15 protein-coding genes and 1 other annotated feature are annotated in these 21652 nt (G+C 31.8%); of the genes, 14 read left to right on the forward strand and 1 reads right to left on the reverse strand.

Going from position 1 to position 21652, the window contains the following annotated elements:
• Window positions 1-23: 23 nt before the first annotated feature.
• Window positions 24-1802, reverse strand: coding sequence for a carbon starvation CstA family protein (locus tag CLFE_RS10595; protein WP_077832743.1), 1779 nt, complete (start codon window positions 1800-1802; stop codon window positions 24-26).
• A 314-nt stretch (window positions 1803-2116) separates the two neighbouring features.
• On the opposite strand from CLFE_RS10595, the gene CLFE_RS10600 reads away from it, so the two are divergent.
• The 14 genes from CLFE_RS10600 (at window position 2117) to CLFE_RS10665 (ending at window position 21635) form a co-directional block, all read left to right on the forward strand.
• Window positions 2117-2881: a LytR/AlgR family response regulator transcription factor gene (locus tag CLFE_RS10600; protein ID WP_077892662.1), complete on the forward strand. Its 765-nt coding sequence runs from the start codon at window positions 2117-2119 to the stop codon at window positions 2879-2881.
• A gap of 13 nt (window positions 2882-2894) precedes the next feature.
• Window positions 2895-4160: a replication-associated recombination protein A gene (locus CLFE_RS10605; RefSeq protein WP_077892661.1), complete on the forward strand. Its 1266-nt coding sequence runs from the start codon at window positions 2895-2897 to the stop codon at window positions 4158-4160.
• Window positions 4127-6538 carry an ATP-dependent DNA helicase gene (locus tag CLFE_RS10610; RefSeq protein ID WP_250944765.1) on the forward strand — a complete coding sequence of 804 codons (2412 nt, stop codon included), beginning with the start codon at window positions 4127-4129 and terminating at the stop codon, window positions 6536-6538. The genes CLFE_RS10605 and CLFE_RS10610 overlap by 34 nt, the downstream gene beginning before the upstream one ends.
• A 157-nt stretch (window positions 6539-6695) precedes the next feature.
• Window positions 6696-11219, forward strand: coding sequence for a glutamate synthase large subunit (gltB, locus tag CLFE_RS10615; RefSeq protein WP_077892659.1), 4524 nt, complete (start codon window positions 6696-6698; stop codon window positions 11217-11219).
• A gap of 12 nt (window positions 11220-11231) precedes the next feature.
• Window positions 11232-12671, forward strand: a complete 1440-nt coding sequence (locus tag CLFE_RS10620; protein WP_077832748.1) for a glutamate synthase subunit beta — start codon at window positions 11232-11234, stop codon at window positions 12669-12671.
• A gap of 131 nt (window positions 12672-12802) precedes the next feature.
• Complete coding sequence (locus CLFE_RS10625) at window positions 12803-13231, forward strand: RrF2 family transcriptional regulator (protein WP_077851638.1); 429 nt, start codon at window positions 12803-12805, stop codon at window positions 13229-13231.
• Between the two features lie 121 nt (window positions 13232-13352).
• On the forward strand, window positions 13353-13865 hold the full coding sequence (locus tag CLFE_RS10630; RefSeq protein WP_077892658.1) for a PRC-barrel domain-containing protein: 513 nt from the start codon (window positions 13353-13355) through the stop codon (window positions 13863-13865).
• On the forward strand, window positions 13849-14874 hold the full coding sequence (locus tag CLFE_RS10635; RefSeq protein WP_077892657.1) for an AI-2E family transporter: 1026 nt from the start codon (window positions 13849-13851) through the stop codon (window positions 14872-14874). Before CLFE_RS10630 ends, CLFE_RS10635 begins: the two co-directional genes overlap by 17 nt.
• Before the next feature lie 427 nt (window positions 14875-15301).
• Window positions 15302-15473, forward strand: a binding site (T-box leader).
• Between the two features lie 59 nt (window positions 15474-15532).
• A complete protein-coding gene (gene alaS / locus CLFE_RS10640) occupies window positions 15533-18178 on the forward strand; it encodes an alanine--tRNA ligase (RefSeq protein ID WP_077832752.1) in 2646 nt (881 codons plus the stop codon).
• Window positions 18179-18261: 83 nt separating this feature from the next.
• Window positions 18262-18522: an IreB family regulatory phosphoprotein gene (locus CLFE_RS10645; protein ID WP_077832753.1), complete on the forward strand. Its 261-nt coding sequence runs from the start codon at window positions 18262-18264 to the stop codon at window positions 18520-18522.
• 63 nt (window positions 18523-18585) lie between these two features.
• A complete protein-coding gene (gene ruvX, locus CLFE_RS10650; RefSeq protein WP_077832754.1) occupies window positions 18586-18993 on the forward strand; it encodes a Holliday junction resolvase RuvX in 408 nt (135 codons plus the stop codon).
• A gap of 162 nt (window positions 18994-19155) precedes the next feature.
• Window positions 19156-19419: a DUF1292 domain-containing protein gene (locus CLFE_RS10655; protein WP_077832755.1), complete on the forward strand. Its 264-nt coding sequence runs from the start codon at window positions 19156-19158 to the stop codon at window positions 19417-19419.
• Window positions 19420-19447: 28 nt separating this feature from the next.
• Window positions 19448-19903, forward strand: a complete 456-nt coding sequence (locus CLFE_RS10660; RefSeq protein WP_077832756.1) for a Fur family transcriptional regulator — start codon at window positions 19448-19450, stop codon at window positions 19901-19903.
• 64 nt (window positions 19904-19967) lie between these two features.
• On the forward strand, window positions 19968-21635 hold the full coding sequence (locus CLFE_RS10665) for a ribonuclease J (protein ID WP_077832757.1): 1668 nt from the start codon (window positions 19968-19970) through the stop codon (window positions 21633-21635).
• Window positions 21636-21652 lie beyond the last annotated feature (17 nt).

The raw sequence follows: 21652 nt of genomic DNA on the forward strand, positions 1-21652 counted from the left end.
CATATTTTCCCTAAAGCTCTTTTTTATGCTTCTAAATTTTTAGAAGTGGATTTTGTTCTATAGTCCCTGAGCCAAATTCGTATACTTTCACCTACGATTATCACTATCATTATAATTAATATAAATGACATTACACTTAAAAGAATTTTATGCTGAGGTATATAGGATATTATATTTTCAATAGCTGCCCAAACAGTATTTATACCCACAAATGCCATAGGTATTATGGTTATTGGAATGTACTTTTTCTTTCCCATTTTTAAAAGTACAGAGGTTCCAACAGCAAAGGCTATAGTAGCAAGCATTTGATTTGCAGTACCAAACAGCGGCCATATGGTGGATATATTGCCTGTATACAATAAATATCCCCAGGTGAAGGACATAATAGCACTAAATAAAATTACATTAAACCAAGAATCCTTATTGGAAAATGGCTTATATATTTTGCCAAGTAGGTCTTGAATTAGGTATCGTCCTATTCTTGTACCAGAATCTATAGTTGTGAGTATGAAAAGAGCTTCAAACATTATACAAAAGTGATACCAATAGGACATAAGTGATTTTAAATGTGGAATTTTATAGAATACATAAGACATTCCCACAGCAAGAGATACAGAACCACCAGTTCTACCTGCAAGCTTTTCACCAACTAAATGTGAAAGCATAGGAAGTTCTTTTGGAAGCATGTGAAGCTTTGCAAATAATGCGGGAGCTGAATTTATTGCAAAATAATCTGAAGTTGGTAGTACAGTTGCAGCTATAAGGGCCATAAGAGCTATAAAGGATTCTATAACCATTGAACCGTATCCGATTGGTAGTATATCCTTTTCATTTCTAATAAGCTTAGGAGTAGTACCTGTACTTATTAGAGCATGAAAGCCTGAAAGTGCACCGCAGGCTATAGTTATAAACAAGAACGGAAATACTTTACCAGGAATAATAGGACCGCCGCCGGATACAAATTTTGTTACAGCAGGCATTTGTATAGTAGGACGTACAAAGATTATTCCAATTACAAGAGCGCCTATAACTCCTAATTTCATATAAGTACTTAAATAGTCTCTTGGTAAAAGAAGCAGCCACACAGGAAGAACAGCAGCTAAAAATCCATATATAGCAAGTATAAGTGATAACTGTTTTGCGTTAAAAGTTAAAAGATTACCTAGGAAAGTATGTTGAATAGATGGACCTAAATAAACACCAAGCAAAATTAAAACCATTCCAATAACAGTGGCCTCTCCGATCTTACCAGGTCTAATAAATTTTAGATATATTCCAACTAAAAAGGCAACTGGAATTGTAAAACCAACAGTAAAGGTTCCCCAAGGACTATTGAAAAGAGAATTTACAATTGGAAGCCCTAACCCTGCCATAGTTATTATGAGTATAAATATTACGGATATAGATGTTATAAAGCCCATTTTTTTACCGAGAACATCCTTTGCTATTTCTGCAATAGATTGTCCATCGTGTCTTACGGATGAAAACAAAAGAATCATATCGTGAACACCACCAGCAAGAACACCGCCTAGTAATATCCAAAGTGTTCCAGGAAGGTATCCAAATTGTGCAGCAAGTACAGGACCTATTAAAGGACCAGCACCAGCAATGGCTGCAAAATGATGACCTAAAAGAACCCACTTGTTGGTAGGAACATAATCACGGCCATCATTATGTACGGTAGATGGAACTGTTCTTGTTTCGTCTAAAACTAGAACTTTAGCAGCTAAAAAGTATCCATAAACCCTATAACCTATAATAAGTACTAGAGCTGCTATAATTACTAAAACTATTGAATTCATAAAAAATCCCCCTTTGATGTTTATATATAATGTTATAGTACAACTTATATTTTGGAAAAAAAACACAAAAAACCCAAATAAGCAAAAAGTCGTTCTAAAATGCAAAAAATAAGGGTTGATTAGCATAAAAGAATGAAATAATATAAACATATGTATAATATTATAAAAAATGTAATTTAATTAATCGTTATATGACTAAAGAAACTAAATTAAAACATGATATACTAAATATACGAAAAAAATTCTACATTTAATATTGTTTTACATAATAAACATTACTTTTTCAACAATACTAGTTTTGGGAGTGAGGCTTAATGAGTAAAATAAAGTGTGTTTTATTAGGGGATGAGATTAAAAACTTAGGTGAGTTGAAATTCATATTAAAAGAATATGATGATATTGAAATAATAGGGGCAGCTAAGAATGATCACTTTGCGATGGAGTTTATGAAAAAATTAGAACCACAGGCTGTGTTTTTTGATATAAATAATTATGACTCTAACTGTATAGATGTGGCAAAGGAGATAAAAAAAATTGATGGTGCTATTGCAGTGGTTTTTATAACCGCTTACGATAAATATGCTGTGTCGGCTTTTGAAGCCAAAGTGCTTGATTATATATTAAAACCTTTTGATGATATAAGAATGAGAAAAACTATAGAAAGACTTAAAGAATATGTAAGTATTATGAGACCAATAGAGAATAGAGTGTTAGAACTATTAAATGGATTTAAGAAAGTAAGTAAAAATTATTTTGTGAATAAAATACCCTGCGAGAATGAAGGGAAAATTGTACTTGTAGATATAAATGATATATATTTTTGCTATATAAAGAATGAAAAAACTTATATTAAGCTAAATGATAATATATATACAACCAGTAATAATTTAAGTGAGATAGAGAAAAAGACAAGATTTTTTAGAGCACATAGAAGTTATCTTGTGAATGTTGATAAGGTTTTTGAGATTTATTCCTGGTTTAATGGTACATATAAGCTTGTTATGAAGGATTACACAAAATCAGAAGTTCCAGTTAGTCGTGGAAATGTTAGAAAACTTAAAGAAATGATAAATATATAAAGGAGAGAATGTTTTGAAACCATTAGCAGATAGGATTAGACCCCAAAATTTTAAAGAGGTGTTTGGGCAAAAGCATATAATTGGAGAAGGAAAAATATTGGATAGAATATTAAAAAGCAGTCTAGTACCTAATATGATATTCTATGGACCACCAGGTACAGGAAAAACTACAGTAGCCAATATAATAGCTAAAAGAACCAATAAAACCTTTTATAAATTAAATGCAACTACAGCATCAGTTAAGGATGTAAGAGAAATTACGGAGAGTACAAATACACTTATGGGACGCTCTGGGGTGCTTCTTTATTTAGATGAAATACAAAACTTTAATAAAAAGCAGCAGCAATCACTTCTTGAATTTATGGAAAATGGAAGTATTACTTTAATTGCTAGTACAACTGAAAATCCATATTTTTATGTGTACAATGCCATATTAAGTCGTTCTACTATATTCGAGTTTAAGCCTGTTGAAAATTCAGAACTAATAAGGGCAGTTAATAGAGCTGTCAGTTTAATAAGTGAAGAGCTTACCAGTGTAAAGATTGATATAACTGATGAGGCAAAAGAGTATGCAGTAAGCGTCAGCGGCGGAGATGTAAGAAAGACCTTAAATTCAATTGAAATAGCTATTTATTCTACAACTAGAAATGAAAACGGAGAGATATATATAGATTTAGATACCATGAAGGAGTGCACCCAAAAGAATATATTAAATTTTGATAAAGATGGTGATAATCATTATGACATTTTAAGTGCTTTTCAAAAATCCATAAGGGGTAGTGATGCTGATGCGGCGATACTTTATCTTGCTATGCTTATAAAGGGTGGAGATTTAAAATCTATAGTAAGAAGGCTTCTTGTAATAGCAGCGGAGGATATTGGTTTAGCCTACCCACAAGCGATACAAATAGTGAAGGCTTGTACAGATGCTGCTTTAGAACTGGGACTTCCAGAGGCAAGAATTCCACTAGCTGAGGCGGTAATACTTCTTGCAACCTCTCCAAAGTCTAATTCGGCAATTACTGCTATTGATAGTGCTTTAAGTGATCTTGATAGTGTAAATATAGGAAGTATACCGGATTATTTAAAGGATGGACATTACGAAGGAGCAAAAAAATTAGGAAGGATGCAGGATTATAAGTATCCCCATAACTATGAAAATCACTATGTAGAGCAAAAATATCTACCTAAGAATGTTGAAAATAAAAGGTATTATCAGTATGGAAAAAATAAGCTAGAAGAAAAATGCAGAGAATATTGGGAGAGGATAAAGGGTTAATGGAAGAAACTTCAAAGGTTAAAGTAAAAATATCTGTAAGAAATTTAGTTGAGTTTGTTTTAAGATGTGGTGATTTAGATAATAGATTTACAGGTGGAAATTCTAGAGCAGTGGAAGGTACTAAAATTCATTCAAAGCTTCAGGCCAAAAACAAAAAAATAGCTAAGGAAAAGGAAAACTATACCTATGACTCAGAGGTATTTTTAAAATATGAAGTATCATATGAAGATGTGGAGTTTGTAATAGAAGGAAGAGCAGATGAACTTTTTATAGAAGAAAATAAGGTTACTATAAATGAAATAAAAAGCACAGGAAGAGAACTTAAGCTCATTGATGAAAACTTTAACATGGTTCACTGGGCACAGGTAATATGTTACGGATATATTTATGCAAATGAGAATAATATTAAAGAGTTAACTGTAAGCCTTACTTATTTTAATATAGAAGATGAAGATACTAAGGTGCTTCAAAAAGAGGCTTCCGTAGATTATCTTGAAAAGGAATTTTTTTCATACCTTAAAAAGTATGTTTATTGGGCAAAGGATTCTATAGGATGGAAAGAAATAAGAAAAGAAGCTATAAAAAAATGTGAATTTCCTTTTGAAAATTATAGAAAAGGTCAAAGAGAGCTGGCAGTTTCTGTGTATAGAACCATTAGGCAGAAGAAAAAGCTTTTTGTGAAGGCACCCACAGGAATAGGAAAAACAATTTCAACTCTTTTTCCTGCCATAAAAGTATTAGAGGAAGAAGAAATTGAAAAAATATTTTATCTTACGGCAAAGGGAACTACGGCAATATCGGCAGCTTCAGCAGTAAAGCTTATGGCTGAGAAGGGACTTAGACTTAGAACCTTAATTTTAACTTCAAAGGAAAAAATATGCTTTAATGATGAAGTTAATTGTAATCCTGATGAATGTGTTTATGCAAAAGGTCATTATGATAGGGTAAACGCTGCACTTAAAGATATTCTCCAAAATGAAGATACCTATACAAAAGAAGAGGTGGAGCTTTATGCAAAGAAATATAATGTATGCCCTTTTGAATTATCTTTAGATATAACTTCATTGTGTGATCTTATAATATGTGATTATAATTATGTGTTTGATCCTTCTGTATATTTAAAGAGCTTTTTTTCTGACGCAAAGGGAAATTATGTGTTTTTAATAGATGAGGCGCATAATCTTCCGGATAGAGCTAGAGAAATGTATTCTTCTGAGCTTTATAAGAGCAAGGTTATGTATATAAAAAAGAATTTATCAAAAAAAGACTACATATATAAAAGTATAAACAGTATAAATACATTCTTTGTAAAAATGAAAAAGTTGAGTGAAGATAAAGGTTTTTTTGTTGATGAAGAATTGGAATACGAAGAGGCAGCTAAGGCAGTTTATAAGTTTTTAAATAAATGTGAAAAATGGATTGCTGAAAATAAAGACCATGAAATTTATAAAGAGATTCAGGAGTTTTATCTTGAGGCGTTTAAATTTATAAAAACCTATGAATTATATGGTGACAATTATATTTTTTATGGAGAAAAGGTGTCTAAAGATTTTAAAATAAAACTGTTTTGCCTAGATCCTTCTAAGTTTATTAAGGGAATAGCTGAAAAAGGTATAAGCGCTGTGTTCTTTTCGGCTACCCTTAGTCCTATGAATTATTTTAGGGAAATACTTGGAGCAGAGGAAGGGGATTATAACGTTACCTTTAATTCTCCTTTTTCAGAAGACAATAGAGTGATATTTATTGCAAGAAATATTTCTACTAAATATCAGTATAGGGAAAAGAACTACGATTCAGTAGTACAGTATATAAAATCTTTTGTAAAAGGAAAAAGGGGTAATTATATGGTGTTTTTTCCTTCATATAAATATATGAGAGATATATACGATAGATTTAGTGATATAAAAGGCTATAATACTATAATACAAGAAAGCAATATGAATGAAATAGAAAAAAATGAATTTTTAGCTAGCTTTGATAAAGTAGAAGATGAAGGAGTTATAGGCTTTTGTGTACTGGGTGGTATATTTTCAGAAGGAATTGATCTTAAGGGTGAAAAACTCATAGGAGCTGTGGTAGTTGGTGTTGGACTACCTATGATTTGTTTAGAAAGAGACATGATAAAGAAATATTTTAATTCTAAGAATAATTTAGGTTATGAATATTCATATATGTATCCAGGAATGAATAAAGTCCTTCAAGCTGCAGGGAGGGTAATACGCTCCGAAAATGACAAGGGGGCAATTATGCTTTTGGATGAAAGATTTGCAACCTATAATTATAGAAAGCTTATGCCATGTGAGTGGGAAAAGGCCATAATAAGTAAGGAAAATTTAGAAATTGAAAAAAAATTAGAAAAATTTTGGGCAGATTGCTAAAAATGCAAGTTTAGTATTGAAAAATTTCATTTTATCATTATAATATTTAATAACAGTAATTTTTAAAAGATTATATAATTTATATTGTAATTTGTTGAAAAATTAGTTTTTTTTACAATATAAATTTATCAATAATGATGGAATTGGGGGCTAAAAAATGACAAGAAAAGTTGGGTATCCTGAAAAGCAAGGATTATATGATCCTGCTTTTGAAAAGGATAATTGTGGAATTGGCTTTATTGCCAGCATCAAAGGTGAAAAAAGTCATGATATAGTAAAAAAAGGTATAGAAATTCTTGTGAACTTGACACACAGAGGTGCTGTTGGTGCGGATACTAAAACAGGTGATGGAGCGGGAATTATGCTTCAAATACCACATGAGTTTTTTAAAATTAACTGCGACAATTTAGGAATAGAGCTTCCAGAGGATGGTAAATATGCAGTAGGAATGGTTTTTTTACCTAAGGAAACAGCATTATCATATCAATGTGAAGGGATATTTGAAAGGGCAGTAGAAGAACAGGGGCAAAAGGTTTTAGGATGGAGAGTTGTACCAAGAGATAACAGGTCTATTGGGGAAACTGCTAAAGGCAGTGAGCCTGTTATAAAGCAAATATTTATAGGAAGCACAGCTGAAAATCAAATCGATTTTGAAAGAAAGCTTTATATAATAAGAAAAAGAGCTGAAAGTGAAGTTAAGAGACTTGTAGAGAGAGGATCGGAATATTTTTATATATGTAGTCTTTCAAGTAGAACAATAGTTTATAAGGGCCTTTTATTAGCAGATCAAATAAAGAGCTTTTATATGGATTTAAATGATATAAATTTTAAAAGTGCTATTGCTTTAGTTCATCAAAGATATAGTACTAATACTTTTCCTACTTGGGATTTAGCACAACCATTTAGGTTTTTGGCTCACAATGGTGAAATAAATACTATAAGAGGAAACAGAAATTGGATGAACGCTCGTGAGGGTGTATTAAAGTCAGAAGTTTTTGAAAATAATATTTCCGATTTGTTCCCAGTAGTTAATCCAAAGGGCAGCGATTCAACTTCTTTAGATAATACCTTTGAATTGTTAGTTGCAGATGGAAGACCACTTTCTGAAGCGCTTATGATGCTAATTCCTGAAGCTTGGGAAAACAATGAAGATATGGAGAAGTGGAAAAGAGCTTTTTACGAATATCAGGGAACTTTAATTGAACCTTGGGACGGTCCAGCTGCTGTTGCGTTTACAGATGGTGTACAAGTTGGAGCGGTTTTAGATAGAAACGGACTTAGACCTGCAAGATACTTTATTACTAAAAATAATATAGCAGTTTTGGCATCAGAGGCAGGAGTATTAAAATTCGAACCAGAAGAAATAGCTTATAAAGGAAGACTTCAGCCAGGGAAGATGTTCCTTATAGATACAAAAGAAGGAAGAATAATTGATGATGAGGAAGTAAAAAAGTCAATTTGTTTAAATAAGGATTATGAAAAAATAGTAAAGGAAAATAAGTTTACTTTAGATGACTTTGAGGGAGTAGCTCTAGACGAGACAATAAACGATGAGGTGCTTAAGGAAAAACAACAAGCCTTTGGATATACTCTTGAAGATTTAAAAGTAATACTTGCACCTATGGCAAAAGACGCAAAGGAACCTATAGGATCAATGGGAAATGACGCACCTTTAGCGGTTCTTTCAAATAAATCACAACTGCTTTTTGCGTATTTCAAACAATTATTTGCACAGGTAACTAATCCACCAATAGACCCTATACGTGAGGAAATGGTAACATCTCTTGTAAACTATATAGGTTCTCAAGGAAATATATTAAATAAGAATGCAGAAAATGTTCCTTTTATAGAGATAGATTCTCCTATTTTAACAGATATTCAGATGGAAAAGGTTAAGAATCTTAGAAATAAAGATTTTAAAACAACAACCATACCTATTACCTTTAAGTATGACACGGGTATTGATGGGTTTAAAGAAGCTCTTGATAAAATTTGTGAAAGAGCATCGAAGAGAATTAAAGAAGGCTTTAATATAATTGTATTAAGTGATAAGCACATAGATTCTTATGAGGCAGCTATACCTAGTTTGCTTGCATTAAGTGCTGTTCAGCATCATTTAATAAAAGAAAAAACCCGTACAAAAGTATCTATTATAGTTGAAACTGGAGAAGCAAGAGAAACTATGCATTTTGCACTTTTAGTTGGTTATGGTGCAACAGCAGTTAATCCTTATATTGCTTTTGATTCTATAAAACAATTAATAAAAGAAAAAGATATAGAGGTTTGTAGTGTAGATAAAGCTATAGATAACTATATTTATGCTATAAATCATGGAATATTAAAGATATTATCCAAAATGGGAATATCAACTATAAGAAGCTATCATGGTGCTGAGATTTTTGAAGCAGTGGGGCTTAACAGTAAGCTTGTAAATAAATATTTTGAAGGAACTCCCTCTAGAATTGAAGGAATAGGATTAGAAGAAGTAGCAAAGGAAACATTAAATAGATATAAGAATGCCTTTAATAAAATAAGAAAACCAGTATCAGTTTTAAGTAGTGGAGGACAATATGCATGGAGAAAAAATGGAGAGTACCATTTATTTAATCCAGATACTATATATAGACTTCAAGCTTCCGCTAGAACTGGCAATTACAAAATATTTAAAGAGTATTCTGATATCATAAATAATCAGGATAAAAATCTTTGTACTATAAGAGGCTTATTTAAATTTAAGAACCTTAAGCCTATACCATTAGATGAGGTAGAACCTGTAAGTGAAATATTAAAAAGATTTTCATCAGGGGCAATGTCTTTTGGTTCCATAAGTAAAGAAGCCCATGAAACTATAGCCATAGCTATGAATAGAATAGGCGGAAAAAGCAACAGTGGAGAAGGTGGGGAAGACAACGAAAGGTATAAGGCGGACGCTAATGGAGATTTAAGAAGAAGTGCTATAAAGCAAATAGCTTCTGCTAGATTTGGAGTAACTGCGGAATATTTAGTAAACGCTGATGAGCTTCAAATAAAAATGGCACAAGGAGCAAAACCAGGTGAAGGTGGTCAGCTTCCAGGAAGAAAGGTAGACGTAAATATAGCAAAAGTAAGACATTCTACGCCAGGAATCGATCTTATTTCACCACCACCACACCATGATATATACTCAATTGAAGATTTAGCTCAACTTATATTTGATTTGAAATGTGTAAATCCTTCATCTAGAATAAGTGTTAAGCTTGTTTCTGAGGTTGGCGTTGGAACTGTAGCAGCAGGTGTTGCAAAGGCACATGCAGATTCAATACTTATAAGTGGACATGATGGGGGTACTGGAGCATCACCAGTATCATCAATAAAGCATGCAGGAATTCCATGGGAGCTTGGATTATCTGAAGCTCAACAGGTATTACTTTTAAATAACTTAAGAAGTAGAGTAGTGCTTCAAACAGATGGACAATTAAAAACAGGTAGAGATGTTGTAATAGCAGCACTTCTTGGAGCAGAGGAATTTGTATTTGCATCAACAATACTTGTATCTTTAGGCTGTGTTATGCTTAGAAATTGCCATTTAAATACTTGTGAAATGGGAATTGCAACTCAAGATCCTGAGCTTAGAAAGAGATTTAAAGGAAAACCAGAATATGTTATAAACTTCCTTACATTTATTGCTCAGGAAGTAAGAGAATATATGGCACAGCTTGGATTTAGAACGATAAATGAAATGGTTGGAAGAGTAGATAAAATAGAAGAAAAAGATGCAGTAAGTCACTGGAAGGCTAAAGGAATCGATCTTTCTAAAATATTATACAAGCCAGATATGCCAAAAAGAATAAAACCATATTGCACAGTAGCACAGGAGCATGGTTTAGATAAAATAATGGATTATAAATTAATTCAAATATCAAAGGATGCCTTAAACGAAGGAAAGAAAGTGGTTGCTAACTTTGAAATTAAGAATGTAGATAGATCTGTGGGTGCTATGCTAAGTGGTAAAGTAGCAAAGCTTTATGGTGAAAAAGGACTTTCAGAGGATACTATATGCTTGAATTTCTATGGTTCAGCAGGTCAAAGTTTTGGAGCCTTTGGAATGAAAGGTATTACACTGATGCTTGAAGGTGAAGCTAATGATTATGTTGGAAAGAGCTTATCAGGAGCTAAAATAGCCATAAAAACACCTAAAAAGGCAAGCTACAAACAGGATGAGAATGTTATAGCAGGAAATACTGTTTTATATGGAGCAACAAGTGGAAAATTATTCATAAATGGAATGGTTGGAGAACGTTTTGCAGTAAGAAACAGTGGAGCATATGCAGTAGCAGAGGGTACAGGAGATCACTGTTGTGAATACATGACTGGAGGAACTATCGTAGTTATTGGAGAAACAGGTAGAAACTTTGGAGCTGGTATGAGCGGTGGTACAGCATTTGTTCTTGATACAAAAGGTGATTTTGAAGAAAAGTGCAAGGGAGAAATGCTTGAAATTACTAATGATTATGATGCTTATGACGAGAAAGTTTTATATGGCTTAATAAAAGAACATTATGAGTACACTGATAGTGTTAAGGCTAAAGCTATATTGGATAATTGGGGCGAATACAAGAAGAAATTTAAAAAGGTTATTCCAACAGCATATAAGCTTATAATAGAAAAAGCAAAACAAAAATCTGCTGAAGTTAATATGTAAGGGGGCTTTAACATGGGAAAGGTAACCGGATTTAAAGAATACAATAGAGAGGTTTCTGCCTCTCGTCCTATAGAAGAAAGAATAAAGGATTATAAAGATGTTCATGTAAGATTAAGTAATGATAAATTAAAGGTGCAGGGTGCAAGATGTATGGAATGTGGAACTCCATTTTGTTCATGGGGATGTCCTCTTGGAAATTTAATGCCTGATTTTAATGATATGGTCTACAGGGATGAATGGAAAAAAGCTTATGAAAGAATATCATTAACAAGCAGCTTACCTGAATTTACGGGAAGAGTTTGCCCAGCTTTATGTGAAGGTTCATGTACTTTAGGAGATAATTCGGATGCTGTATCAATAAAAGAAATAGAGCTTGGAATTATTGAAGAAGCGTTTGAAAAGGGATGGGTAAAGCCTAATATTCCAAAGGTTAGAACAGGTAAAAGAGTTGCGGTTATAGGTTCAGGACCTTCAGGACTTGCAGCAGCTATTGAACTTAATTCTGTAGGACATAGTGTTGTTGTTTTTGAAAGAGCAGATAAAGTTGGAGGCCTTTTAAGATACGGTATTCCAGACTTTAAGCTTGAAAAGCATGTAATAGATAGAAGAATTGATGTTATGGAAAAGTCAGGAATACAGTTTAAGACTTCAAGTAACGTTGGCTTTAATGTAAGTACACAAGAGGTAGTGAAAGAATTTGATGTAGTTCTGCTTACAGGAGGGTCTACTATTCCTAGAGATCTTAAGGTTAAAGGAAGAGATGATTATAAGGGAGTTTATTTTGCAGTTGACTATTTAAAGCAGCAAAATATGAGAAACTCAGAAACTAAAATAGAGGAAGAAGAAATAACTGCAAAGGATAAAATTGTTGTAGTAGTAGGTGGTGGAGATACCGGTTCTGATTGTATAGGTACAGCAATAAGGCAGGGAGCTAAGGCAGTGTATCAATATGAAATAATGCCTAAGCCTCCTACTGAAAGAGACGATACTATGCCTTGGCCACTATTTCCTAGAGTGTTTAAGACAACTACATCTCATGAAGAAGGTTGTGAAAGATTATTTTGCGTATCCACTAAAGAGCTTAAGGGAAAGGACGGTAAATTAGAGTCTCTTAAGGGAGTTAAAGTTAAGTGGGAAAAAGACGAAAATGGAAGAATGTCTATGAAAGAGGTAGAAGGTTCTGAATTTGAACAAAAAGTAGATTTGATTCTTATAGCTATGGGATTTTTGCATCCACAGCATAAAGGTATAGTTGAAGATTTAAATCTAAAATTAGATCAAAGAGGAAATGTTTTTACAGATGAAAACTTTATGACAAGCCATGATAATGTTTTTGCGGCAGGTGATATGAGAAAGGGACAATCTCTTGTGGTATGGGCTATGCATGAGGGAAGAGGGGCAGCAAAGGCAATAGATGAATATCTTATGGGAGAAACATCTCTTAGAGGGTAGATAAAATAAAGGTATCAGTTTTAGTGAACTGGTACCTTTATTGTTACGTGCTCAATTGACAAGACAACCAGCATTTGATATTATAATATTACAAAGTAGAGTAAAATAGTCGGAATTAAGGAAGTGAGTTAATGAAATTATCTACTAAAGGTCGATATGGCGTTAAAGCAATGGTAGATTTAGCTATTCATTACGGCGAAGATCCAGTTTCAATAAAAAGCATATCAGAGAGACAAAAAATATCGGAATCATATTTAGAGCAGTTATTTGTTCCACTTAGAAAAGCTAATTTAATTAAAAGTATAAGAGGTTCTCAAGGTGGATATGTTTTGTCAAAAGAGCCTAAGGATATTTATATATCAAATATTTTTGATGTTCTTGAAGGTCCTATAGAGATTTCAGACTGCGTAGAGAGTGATAACTGTAATAATAGTGATTACTGTGTTACACGTCTTTTATGGGTTAAGATAAAGGAAAGTATAGATAATGTAACTAAGACCATAACATTAAAGGATATGGTGGATGATTATAATTCTATTAAAAATGAGATCAATGAGTAGTGAGTTTTCCCCTATGTTTAACAGTTGTACATGAGTTAAACATAGGGGTATTTTGTTTTTTTGTATATATTTAAGTATATTAAAAAGAAAAATATGCATAATAACCTTATGGTGATGTTATATGATTAGAAGTAAAAAATTTATCAATGCAGACGTATATTCTACAGAAGGGAAAAAAATAGGAATAGTTGATGATATTATATTAAATTTTAATTCTGGGTTTGTAATTGGTTTTAAAATTAATAAAGGAAAATTATTCAATAAGAAATGTTGTATTTCAAGAGAAAATTTAGTGAGCTTTAATTCTAAGATGATTGTAAAATTTGAAGAATATAAGGGTACCTATATAGAGTTTAATAATATAAGAAACATGGATGTTGTAAATAATGATGGAACTATTTTAGGAATGGTTGAAGAAATAATATTTGATGAAAAAAATTTTAAGATAAAAGGAATCATTGTATCAAGGGGATTTTTTGCTAATTTAGTTTCAGGTAAGAAAGTCATATTGGAAGGAAATTATATGCTCGGTAAGGAAACTTTATTTTGTTTTACTGAGGATAAAAAACTTAATTTTGTGAGATTGTTTCATTCAATTTCAATGGAAGATGATGAAGATGAAAAAAATATATAAATACATTATTTTAGTTATTGCTTTTATTTTGGCATATGTTTTAATTTATTTTTTGTTTAAAAAGGTAAAAATTTTAAGTGAGATTATGTATATTATCATAGTTTCATTTTTGATAGCTTATACAATTAAGCCTTTTCATAGATATATTGTGAGAAAGGGAGTAAGCAGTAGAAAATCAGCAGCTTTTTTACTAGGAAGCTTAACATTAGTTTGTATAGTGTTTATGTTTTTTTTAGTTCCGTCCATAGTCAAAGAAACACTTAATATTAATATAACTAAACATGAAATACAGTACTATATAGACTTCTTGAACAAGAAATTAAAGTATACACTTAAGGGAGTAGCAGGAGAAACACTTATAGTTACAATATATTCAAAATTTAATAATGAACTGAGAGAAATAGTTTCTAAATTATTTAATTTTGTTGTAAGCTTTGGAAAAAACATAGTGGATATTGCTATAGTACCTATAATAGCATATTATTTCTTAGCTGATGGAGACAATATAAGCAACAAAATACTTGTAATATTTCCGCTGAACTATAGAAAACTCGTTAAGAAAATAATGAATGATGTAGATAATGTTTTAAGTAAATATAATGTAACGCAGATAATCTTAAGTACATTTGTTGGAATTCTTACATTTATTATTCTCATAGTTTTTGATGTGGATTACCCAATAATATTATCAATTATAAATGGTTTACTTAATATAGTACCTTATTTTGGACCTATATTTGGAGCCCTTCCAGCAGTTATAATAGCATTTTTAAAATCAACTAAGGTAGGTATATATACCACAGTATGTCTATATGTAGTTCAAATAATAGAGGGTAACATAATAGCGCCTAAAATAACTAGTGATTCTATTGATATACATCCATTAATTGTAATTATATTGCTTATAGCAGGAGAAAAAATTGCTGGCTTTTGGGGAATGATACTTGCTATACCTTTGGGTGTAATAATAAAAGTGGTTTATGAGGATTTGAATTATTATCTTTTTTAAACCTATGGGCAGGAATATTTTAAGATATATGGTGTAAGTGTTTATGTAGAGACCTGTGTAATTGGAAAGTACTAAACATTTTGAGGCATAAAAGATTCTAAGGTCGAACCTATAGGGTAGGAATATTTTATGCCACATAATGTAAGTACTTATGTAGAGACCTGTGTAATTGGAAAGTACTAAACATTTTGAGGCATAAAAGATTCTAAGGTCGAACCTATAGGGTAGGAATATTTTATGCCACATAATGTAAGTACTTATGTAGAGACCTGTGTAATGCAAAAGTACTAGACATTCTGAGGCATAAAAGATTCTAAGGTCGAACCTATAAGGTAGGAATATTTTATGCCGCATAATGTAAGTACTTTATGCATTACACTACTTGACATCCATACAACTATTAATTATAATATTTATATTGGTTTATACAAAAGTGATGATAAGAATTAGTAGAATCAGAGTACATATTTAGAGAAGAAGTGGTCGGTGAAAACTTCCTATGTTATGATTTGAAGCTGTCTTTGAGCTTTTTTTAAGAGAGGCACTTTATTTTAGTGTAATTAGGGTGGTACCGCGGAATAACAGCTTTCGTCCCTTTATTTTTGGGGAAGAGGGCTTTTTTTGTTTGATAAACTATTAAACTGGAGGAGATTTGATTATGGAACACATGGGATTAAATGAAATTAGAGAAAGCTATTTAAGCTTTTTTGAGAAAAAAGGACATTTAAGACTTCCAAGTTTTTCGTTAATACCGAAGAATGATAAGAGTCTTTTACTTATAAATGCGGGTATGGCACCGCTTAAACCTTACTTTACTGGACTTCAAACTCCACCTAAAACAAGAGTTACAACATGTCAAAAATGTATAAGAACTGGAGATATTGAGAATATCGGAAAGACTTCAAGACATGGTACTTTTTTTGAGATGCTTGGAAATTTTTCTTTTGGAGACTACTTTAAAAATGAAGTAATTCCATGGGCGTTTGAATACATAACTGAGGTTCTAAAATTCCCTAAGGATAGAATATATATAACAATTTATCTTGATGATGATGAAGCATTTAAGATTTGGACTGAAAAAGCAGGTGTTGATGCAAACAGAATATTTAGATTGGGAAAAGAGGATAATTTCTGGGAGCACGGTTCAGGTCCATGTGGCCCATGTTCAGAAATGCATTTTGATAGAAGAGAAAAACCTGAACTTATAACAACCAAAGAAAAATTTATAGAGCTTCAGGATAAAGACGAAGTAATTGAATTTTGGAATTTAGTTTTCACTCAATTTGACAGAGATGATGCTGGAAACTATAATAAACTTAAAAATCCTAATATAGATACAGGTATGGGTCTTGAAAGAATTGCAACTATAATGCAAAATACAGATAGTATATTTGAAATTGATACTATAAAAGAAGTACTAAACTCTGTATGCAAAATTTGCAATGTAAAATACGGAGAGGACCATAAAAAGGATATTTCCCTTAGAATTATAACTGACCATGTAAGAAGTGTTACATTTATGATAAGTGATGGAATATTGCCATCCAATGAGGGAAGAGGATATGTACTTAGAAGATTACTTAGAAGAGCAGCTAGACATGGTAAGACTTTAGGCATAGACAAAACTTTTTTATGTAGCTTGTGTGATGTTGTTATAAAAAATTCTAAAGGTGCTTATAAAGAATTGGAGGAAAAACAAGATTACATTAAGAATGTTATAGAAATAGAGGAAAAAAGGTTTGATGAAACACTTGACAGTGGCATGGAAATATTAAAGAATTATATAGATGAATTGTCGCTTCAAAATAAAAAGATAATGTCAGGCGAAAAAGCCTTTAGATTATATGATACTTATGGTTTCCCTATAGAGCTTACAGAGGAAATTTTAGAGGAAAAAGGCATTGAAATTGATATGGATGACTTCCATAGTGAAATGGAAAAGCAAAAAAATAGAGCAAGAGATGCTAGAGAAGAATCAAACTATATGGGAAAAGATATAAAAATAGTTGATAAATTACCTGAAGAAATCACAACTGAATTTGTAGGATATACTTCAACAAAAGTTGATTCACAAATTGAGATTTTAGTTAAAGATGATGAATTTGTTTCCGCAATTAAAGAAGGTGAAAGTGGAATCATTTTAACAGGTAAAACTCCATTCTATGCAGAGATGGGTGGACAGATAGGTGATAAAGGTATAATTATTGGCAAAAATGGAGAAGCTAAAGTTGTAGACTGTAAGAATAATATATCAGGTAAGACTTTACATATAGTTAAAGTTATAAAAGGTTCTATAGAAAAGAATGAAAATGTTACTCTTGAGGTTAATTCAAGAAAGAGAAAAGATATATGTAAAAACCATACAGCTACACATATGCTTCAAGCAGCACTTAAAAAAGTTGTGGGATCACATATAAATCAATCTGGTTCATATGTAGATGATGAAAGATTGAGATTTGACTTTACTCATTTTACAGCGCTTACAGATGAGGAAATTCTAAAAGTTGAAGCTATGGTAAATAATGAAATAATGGAAGCTTATGATGTTAGAACAGATGTAATGTCTGCATCTAAAGCAAAAGAAACAGGAGCTATGGCTTTATTCGATGAAAAATATGGAGATGAAGTAAGAGTAGTATCTGTTGGCGATTTCAGTAAAGAATTGTGTGGAGGTACTCATGTAGGTAACTCTGGTGAAATAGGTCTATTTAAGATAATATCAGAGGCTGGAGTAGCAGCTGGAGTAAGAAGAATAGAGGCTATAACAGGAAGAGCAGCTATAAGATTTACTGAAGAAAATGATAAGCTTATAAAAAGTATAGAACAAGAACTAAAATGTTCTAAAAAGGATATACTAAATAAAATAAATCAATGTCATAGTGAATTAAAAGAAAAAGAAAAAGAAATAAATACTCTTAAAGGAAAATTGGCTTCAGGCTTCGAAGATAGTATAATAGATTCTGCAGCTGAAATTAAAGGTGTTAAATATGTTGCTTCGGAAGTTAAAGGAGTAAGTGGAGATACCTTAAGAGAGTTATGTGATAAGGTTAGAAGTAAAATTGGAGATGGCATTGTTCTCTTAGCAAGTACAGAAGGAGAAAAAGTACAGTTTGTAGCTATGGCTTCAAAAGAAGCAGTGAAAAAAGGTGTTCACTGTGGTAAAATAGTAAAAGAGGTTGCTTCTATTTGTGGTGGAAACGGCGGAGGAAGACCAGACATGGCTCAAGCCGGAGGAAAAGATGTAGAAAAAGTAGAAACTGCATTAAAAGAAGTAGAAAAAATTATGGAAAAATTAGTAAAGTAGTATACAATTATTATAATATGCTTTATAATATATAGTATATTTTAGTAAAATATTTTCACTAAATAAAAAGGGGTGATTGTAAATTGGGGAGTGAAAGTAACGATAATACAATTGAATTTGATGTTTTAAAAAATAAAGAAGATCTAACAAAAGAAATATTAAATGAAGTCTATAATTCATTAAAGGAAAAAGGTTACAATCCTATTAATCAATTGGTTGGATATTTAATATCAGGAGATCCTACTTACATAACCAACTATAATGGTGCACGTGCTTTGGTAAGAAAGCTAGAGAGAGATGAAATACTAGAAGAAGTATTAAAATCATATCTTGGTATAAAATAAAAGTGCTCTTAGGAGCATTTTTATTTTAATTTAAGTGTATTTAATAAACAAAAGGAGATTTGTATGAGGATACTGGGCATTGATGTTGGAAACAAGACAATAGGAGTTGCTGTTAGCGATCCGCTTGGATATACAGCTCAAGGTATAACTACTATACGTAGAAAAAATGAAGAGCAAGATATAAAAGATTTAAAAGAAATATGTCAAAAGTATGAAGTAGATACTATAGTATGTGGTCTTCCTAAAAATATGAATGGTACTATTGGATTTCAAAGCGAGAAAGTACTTCAGTTTTGTGAAGTTATTAAAGAAAATATAGATTTGCCAATAAAAATGTGGGATGAAAGACTTACGACGGTAGCAGCAAATAGGGCAATGCTTGAGGCTGATCTTTCAAGAAAAAAAAGAAAAAAATTAGTTGATAAGATTGCAGCTACATACATACTTCAAGGATATTTAGATAGTATTTAGGCTGTGTATAATGTAAAATATTAGTGCATTGTGATTTGTAAAGTATTCTAGGAAAATCAAAAAGATAGAATATTTTATAAATCACAATACTAGGAATTTATTACATTATGCATATTGACAAAATTAAAAGGTAACTCTAAAATGTACTGGAGGTTTAGTTTCATGGATAATGATGTAACAGAAATAACACTTATAGATGAAGATGGCATAGAAAGAAAATTTCAAGTAGTAACTAAAATGGATATAGAGAACAAAGAATATGTAGTTGTTGTTCCAGAAGAAGCAGAGGATTCTGAAGCAATAATTCTTAGAATAGATAAAGATGATAATGATGAAGACGTATTAGTGTCAGTAGAGGATGATGATGAATTTAACATGGTAAGTGAAGCTTATGAAACGTTATTTTCAGAAGATGATACTAATTAAAATTTTATAGGAATGGGAGGTATGTAAGATGGCAAAATTATCTCCTTTAGAAATAGAAAAGTTGAAAAATAATCTTAAAGATAAAGGATATAAGCTTACTCCTCAAAGGAGAGCCGTTTTGGATATCATAATTAATAATGAGGGAAAACACCTTACGGTTGAAGAACTGTATGATTTAGTAAAAGTAGAGTGTCCTGAAATTGGTTTAGCAACTGTTTATAGAACAGTTCAACTTTTAGATGAACTGGGAGTTATAAGTAAGCTAGATTTAAATGATGGTTTAAGTAGATATGAATTGGTACACGAAAACGAGCATCATCAACATCACCATCTTATATGTACTTCTTGTGGTAAAGTAATAGAAGTTGAAGGTGATTTACTTGATGAACTTGAAGAATCTATAGAGGGAAAGTACCATTTCTTAATAAAAAATCACAGCGTTAAATTTTATGGAATATGCAGTGAATGTAGAAAAAAACTATAAATAAATATTTGTAGTTTAAATATAAAATTAAATTAATTTAGGGAAAGAAGGAGGGTAGTATATAATGCGAAGAGAAAAGGATAAAATTAAAATAATACCTCTAGGTGGGGTGGATGAAATAGGAAAAAATCTTACAGTTATAGAATATAGAGATGAGATAGCTGTTATAGATTGCGGTCTTAGTTTTCCAGATGAAGAAATGTTCGGTATAGATTTAGTAATACCTGATGTAACTTATTTAATAAAAAATAGGGAAAAGGTAAAGGGAATATTTTTGACTCATGGACATGAAGATCATATTGGAGCGCTTCCTTATGTTTTAAAAGAGTTAAATGTTCCAGTATATGGTACTAAACTTACTATTGGAATTGTTGAAACTAAACTTAAAGAGCATAATTTGCTAAGTAAGGTTGATTTAAAGGTAGTGAAACCTAGAGATATTATAAAACTCACTAGTATGTCTATTGAGTTCATAAGACAAAGTCACAGCATTGCTGATTCTGTAGCTATAGCAATACATACACCGATGGGAGTTGTTCTTCACACAGGAGATTTTAAGGTGGATTATACTCCTATAGATGGATGTGTAGCTGATTTTGCAAGATTTGCAGAGCTTGGAAAAAGAGGAGTTCTTGCTATGATGTGCGATAGCACAAACGTAGAAAGAGCAGGATATACTATGTCAGAGACTACAGTGGGAGAAACATTTAACACTGTATTTACAAAAGCCAAAGGAAGAATTATAGTTGCAACTTTTGCATCTAATATTCACAGAATACAACAAATAGTTGAGGCAGCAGAACGCTATAATAGAAAAGTGGCTGTTTCAGGTAGAAGTATGGAAAATATAGTAGCTGTTGCTATTGAACTTGGCTATTTAAAGGTTAAGGAGGGTGTACTTATAGGCATTGATGCTATAAATAGGTATGCTGACAACAAGATAGTTATAATAACTACAGGAAGCCAAGGAGAGCCAATGTCTGCACTTACAAGGATGGCAGCTCAGGAACATAAAAAAGTAAAAATACAGGAAGGTGATATGGTAGTAATATCAGCTAACCCTATTCCTGGAAATGAAAAATTAGTTTCACGAGTTATAAATCAATTATTTAAAAAGGGTGCAGAAGTTATTTATGAAGCGTTGGCAGATGTACATGTATCAGGTCATGCATGTCAAGAAGAATTAAAATTAATGCATACGCTTATTAAACCTAGATTTTTTATTCCAGTTCATGGTGAATACAGACACTTAAAGCAGCATAAAGAATTGGCAACCAATCTTGGAATGTCAAAATCAAATGTTGTAATTCCAGAAATCGGTGGTGTTATAGAATTAACAAGAAATAGCATAAGAAAAACCGATACAGTTGTTGCTGGAAAAGTATTTGTAGATGGTCTTGGTGTAGGTGATGTAGGTAATATAGTTTTAAGAGATAGAAAGCATCTTTCACAGGATGGAATAGTAACAGTAGTTGTTACTATAGAAAAAGTAAGCGGTACTGTTATCGCAGGACCTGACATAATTTCAAGAGGTTTCGTATATGTAAGAGAATCAGAAGACTTAATGGAAGAGTCAAAGGAAATTGTGAAAACAGCGCTTCTAGAATGTGAAGAGAAGCATATTACTGAATGGGCAACTATAAAATCAAACATAAAGGATGTATTAAGGATATTCCTTTATGAGAGAACAAAGAGGAAGCCTATGATACTCCCTATAATAATGGAAGTATAAATTGAGTTTTTTAAAAA

Origin of the sequence: Clostridium felsineum DSM 794 (assembly GCF_002006355.2) — a bacterium.
GTDB lineage: Bacteria > Bacillota > Clostridia > Clostridiales > Clostridiaceae > Clostridium_S > Clostridium_S felsineum.

Bases quoted from the DNA above. Each gene is read 5' to 3' on its own strand.
- CLFE_RS10600 (WP_077892662.1), top strand. From the start codon at position 2,117: ATGAGTAAAATAAAGTGTGTTTTATTAGGGGATGAGATTAAAAACTTA.
- CLFE_RS10625 (WP_077851638.1), top strand. From the start codon at position 12,803: ATGAAATTATCTACTAAAGGTCGATATGGCGTTAAAGCAATGGTAGAT.
- CLFE_RS10665 (WP_077832757.1), top strand. From the start codon at position 19,968: ATGCGAAGAGAAAAGGATAAAATTAAAATAATACCTCTAGGTGGGGTG.
- CLFE_RS10630 (WP_077892658.1), top strand. From the start codon at position 13,353: ATGATTAGAAGTAAAAAATTTATCAATGCAGACGTATATTCTACAGAA.
- CLFE_RS10610 (WP_250944765.1), top strand. From the start codon at position 4,127: ATGCAGAGAATATTGGGAGAGGATAAAGGGTTAATGGAAGAAACTTCA.
- alaS (WP_077832752.1), top strand. From the start codon at position 15,533: ATGGAACACATGGGATTAAATGAAATTAGAGAAAGCTATTTAAGCTTT.
- CLFE_RS10635 (WP_077892657.1), top strand. From the start codon at position 13,849: ATGAAAAAAATATATAAATACATTATTTTAGTTATTGCTTTTATTTTG.
- ruvX (WP_077832754.1), top strand. From the start codon at position 18,586: ATGAGGATACTGGGCATTGATGTTGGAAACAAGACAATAGGAGTTGCT.
- CLFE_RS10655 (WP_077832755.1), top strand. From the start codon at position 19,156: ATGGATAATGATGTAACAGAAATAACACTTATAGATGAAGATGGCATA.
- CLFE_RS10660 (WP_077832756.1), top strand. From the start codon at position 19,448: ATGGCAAAATTATCTCCTTTAGAAATAGAAAAGTTGAAAAATAATCTT.
- CLFE_RS10620 (WP_077832748.1), top strand. From the start codon at position 11,232: ATGGGAAAGGTAACCGGATTTAAAGAATACAATAGAGAGGTTTCTGCC.
- CLFE_RS10595 (WP_077832743.1), bottom strand. From the start codon at position 1,802: ATGAATTCAATAGTTTTAGTAATTATAGCAGCTCTAGTACTTATTATA.
- gltB (WP_077892659.1), top strand. From the start codon at position 6,696: ATGACAAGAAAAGTTGGGTATCCTGAAAAGCAAGGATTATATGATCCT.